Raw genomic sequence first — 3,576 nt, 5'->3', positions numbered from 1 at the left:
GGCGCTGGGAGAAACATCAAACCCTTTTGCTAATTCAATATAGTGTTGCATTGCATCCAGCACAGGCTTTTTAAAACGGCTCTCAAAGCCATCGAATAAACTGGAGCGGCTGCCCGCTATAGGGCTAGCGTTGGCGTATTTCCCGGTCAGCAGGCCACTCGCCAGTGGTGAGTAGGCGATGAGACCGACGTCCTCGCGCAGAGCGATTTCGGCAAGCCCGCCTTCGAACAGGCGATCAAGAAGGCTGTAGCTATTCTGAATGCTGGCAATGCGCGGGAGCCCACGCTGCTCCGCCAGTGCTAGGTAATGCATGACGCCCCAGGGAGATTCATTGCATACACCAATCTCCCGCACGTTGCCGGCTTGAACTTGGTCCGCTAATGCGCCGAGTGTTTCCTCTATGGGAACCAGTGCAGGTGTATCAGGGATATGCGAATAGCGGGAGCGGCGCAAAGTGGTGATAGGTCGCTCTGGCCAATGGACTTGGTACAAATCAATAACATCAGTATTCAAGCGCCGCAAACTCGCCTTTACCGCCGCGTCGATGTTAGCGGAATTAAGGCAGCGATCACTGCCGCGAAGGTGACGCATATCACCGGCGCCATTGCCTGGCCCAGCGACCTTCGTGGCGATCACAACTTGGTCACGAACATTGCGGCTTTTTATCCATTTTCCGAGCAATTCTTCAGAGCGGCCCTGAGTGTCTGCTTGGACCGGCGCAGGGTAGTTTTCCGCCGTGTCGTAGAGGGTAATACCTGCTTCAAAAGCCATATCCAGTTGAGCGAAGGCATCCTTTTCCTTGGTCTGCGCACCGAAAGTCATCACACCAAGACCAACGCTACTTACTTGTATATTGCTGCGGCCGAGCGGTCGGTATTCCATAAGGTCATTCCTCAGACATAAACACTTGCGCCACTTCTTGGAAATCACGGCTATTGGCGTTTGAATTTAAAACAAATCCCGCAATGAAAATGCAGGTAATGTTGAGAGCGTTCACTTTATAAGGCCTGCAATAAAAATGTTCGGGTTGCTTCGAGGGCGTCTTTTTGTTGGGAGAATAAACCAACACTCATAAAGCCGTGAATCGTGTCTGAGTAATGTTGCGCGGTGACGTTCACGCCGGATTCTTTTAAGCGTTTTATATAAGCGTTGACGCCGTCAGTTAATGGGTCGAAGCCAGCGGTTACAATGAGTGCCGGAGGCATGGAAGACAGATTTTCAGCGTAGAGCGGCGAAATATAAGGGTGTGTAGGGTCCGCGATATGGCCGATGTACGAGGTGTTAAATGCAATGCGAGCCTTGGTCGAAAGGCCGTAACCGTCAATAAAGTGGGTCGTACTTGGGTAGATTTTCGCGCTGAGGTCGGTAACAGGGTAGTAGAGAATCTGCGCGGTAATTGCCGGACCGTTTCTATCTTTCGCTTGTAGCGCAGTCACGGTTGCCAAATTACCGCCAGCACTGTCACCGGCGACTATCAGTTTATTGCCATCAGCGCCGAGTTCACCGGCGTTAGCGGCGGCCCATTGCAATGCCGAATACGCGTCATTAACGGCGGCAGGATAAGGGTGAGCTGGCGCCAGGCGATAATCGACCGAAAGCACAATGGACTCGGTAGCTTTGGCGATTGAGCGCGCGAGCGGATCGAATATATCGACACTGCCAACCATAAATCCGCCACCGTGAAAGTAAACGATAAGCGCTGGGGGCGTTGACTCAGCAGACAGGCTTTGCGGCCAGTAAACTCGAGCCGGTATTGGTCCGCCATCCCCTGCAATTTCGACGTCTGCGGTTCTCGCCATGTCAGCTTTGGGAAGCAGGCCACTAAAGGCATAAATAAGATTGATCGGCAGTTCAAACTCAAAATCGCTATTCGGGTCGGGCTTATAGGGTCGTTCAAAACTGAGCAGGTGTAGTGAGACCGCGGCCCGGTAATCAAGTCGTCCATAATCGGTGTAGGTCCAACTGTAGGTGTAGGCTATGGCGCCAATAAGTATCAATGTGAAAATAATGGACTTGGGGTGATTACGTAGACGCATAGCGATTGCCTGTTGTATAGAGTCATGATGACTTAGCCGTGCAATGAATATAGCAAGTGGCGCGCAATTGCACGACTTCAAGGTTTCGCCCTTCCGGCTGCGAGCCTAAAGGCCGCCTCACAACCCAGTCGGTGAGCGCAAACCGGTACATTAAGGGATTTGACAATTGAAGCATAACTGACGAAGACTTAGTTAATAAATAGTGTTACTTTAGGTTCATGTATAATTGATCGACGTTTAGGGGGCGATATGACCAAGGTAATGGAAGGGGTTCGGGTGCTAGAAATAGCCCAATTTACATTTGTGCCGGCTGCGGGTGCAGTATTGGCGGACTGGGGCGCTGACGTCATTAAAATCGAGCACCCAGTGCGTGGCGATACCCAGCGCGGCTTTGTCAATGTGGCGGGCGTCACGGTAGACCCTAATCGCAATACCCTGATGGAGCATCCTAATCGCGGCAAACGCAGTGTTGGCGTAGATGTCTCTACGCAAGAGGGCCGCGAATTAATATATGAAATCGCCAAAACCGCTGATGTTTTCCTAACTAACTATTTACCCGCAGCCAGGCAAAAACTCGGCATCGATGTTGAGCATATCCGTAAAGCCAACCCCAATATTATTTATGCGCGGGGCTCAGCCTTTGGCGACAAAGGCCCAGAGCGTGAAGCTGGTGGCTTTGACGGCACTGCCTTCTGGACTCGGGGCGGTTTGGCCCATACTTGTACACCAGAGGAAATCGACGGCGCATTTATGCAGCCAATACCAGCCTTTGGTGACTCCATTGGCGGTATGAATATCGCCGGTGGTATTGCTGCCGCCTTATTCCGCCGCGAGCGCACTGGTCAGGGCGTAGAAATCGACGTATCTCTACTCAGCACCAGCTGGTGGGCTGCAGGCGCAGGTATTGATCAGGCAATAGAAACCAGCATGATACCGAGAATGCGTATGCCCATGTCGGGCGGTATGCCGGGTAACCCCTTTGTTGGTAATTACACCACCGCAGATGGCGGTATTATTAATCTTTGTACTCTTACCCCAGACCCCTATGCGCGTGATTTATTCAATCATCTTGGGGTTCCTGAAGCCGCAGATGACCCGCGTTTTGCCAATGGTAAAAGCCTTATGGAAAACCATGAGGCGGCTAGCGACCTAATTAAAGCGGCATTCGCGAAGCAGCCCTTTGCCTATTGGCGGGAACACCTGCGAACCTTTAGAGGGCAGTGGGCGCCAGTGCAAAGTCTTTTAGATTTGGCTACTGATGAGCAGGCCTTAGCCAACGATATGCTATTTGAAGTGGAGTCCTCAGACGGCGGCGCACCCATTAAACTGGTTCGCAACCCCGTGCAGTTTGATGGCGCCGCGGTAGAAACCTCGCGCTGCCCTCAGGCCTCAGAGCACACCGAAACCTTTTTAATGGAAATGGGTTTGGAGTGGGATCGTATTGAAGAGTTGAAAGCCTGCGGCGCAATTTCCTAAAAGTGCCGCCAGTCATTTAGGCTCGAAAAGCCTAAATGACAAGCGCTTAACTCCGCGCAGGTGG

3 protein-coding genes are annotated in these 3,576 nt (G+C 52.0%); 1 reads left to right on the top strand and 2 read right to left on the bottom strand.

Features of this window, described 5'->3' with window-relative positions; genetic code table 11:
* Together ABYT30_RS17065 and ABYT30_RS17060 are read right to left on the bottom strand one after the other, a co-directional pair.
* The coding region (locus ABYT30_RS17065; protein ID WP_373097634.1) for an aldo/keto reductase at positions 1-882 on the bottom strand (882 nt) is incomplete at its 3' end.
* 116 nt (positions 883-998) lie between these two features.
* On the bottom strand, positions 999-2,036 hold the full coding sequence (locus tag ABYT30_RS17060) for an alpha/beta hydrolase (RefSeq protein ID WP_373081266.1): 1,038 nt from the start codon (positions 2,034-2,036) through the stop codon (positions 999-1,001).
* 249 nt (positions 2,037-2,285) lie between these two features.
* Between ABYT30_RS17060 and ABYT30_RS17055 the strand changes: the two genes are divergently transcribed.
* The gene (locus ABYT30_RS17055) at positions 2,286-3,512 is read left to right on the top strand and encodes a CaiB/BaiF CoA transferase family protein (RefSeq protein ID WP_373081264.1); all 1,227 of its coding nucleotides are present in this window, start codon (positions 2,286-2,288) and stop codon (positions 3,510-3,512) included.
* Positions 3,513-3,576: the final 64 nt, after the last annotated feature.

The sequence above is a fragment of the Zhongshania sp. genome (assembly GCF_041623545.1).
In the GTDB taxonomy this organism is placed as follows: domain Bacteria; phylum Pseudomonadota; class Gammaproteobacteria; order Pseudomonadales; family Spongiibacteraceae; genus Spongiibacter.
This window is presented reverse-complemented; position numbering and strand designations above follow the sequence as displayed.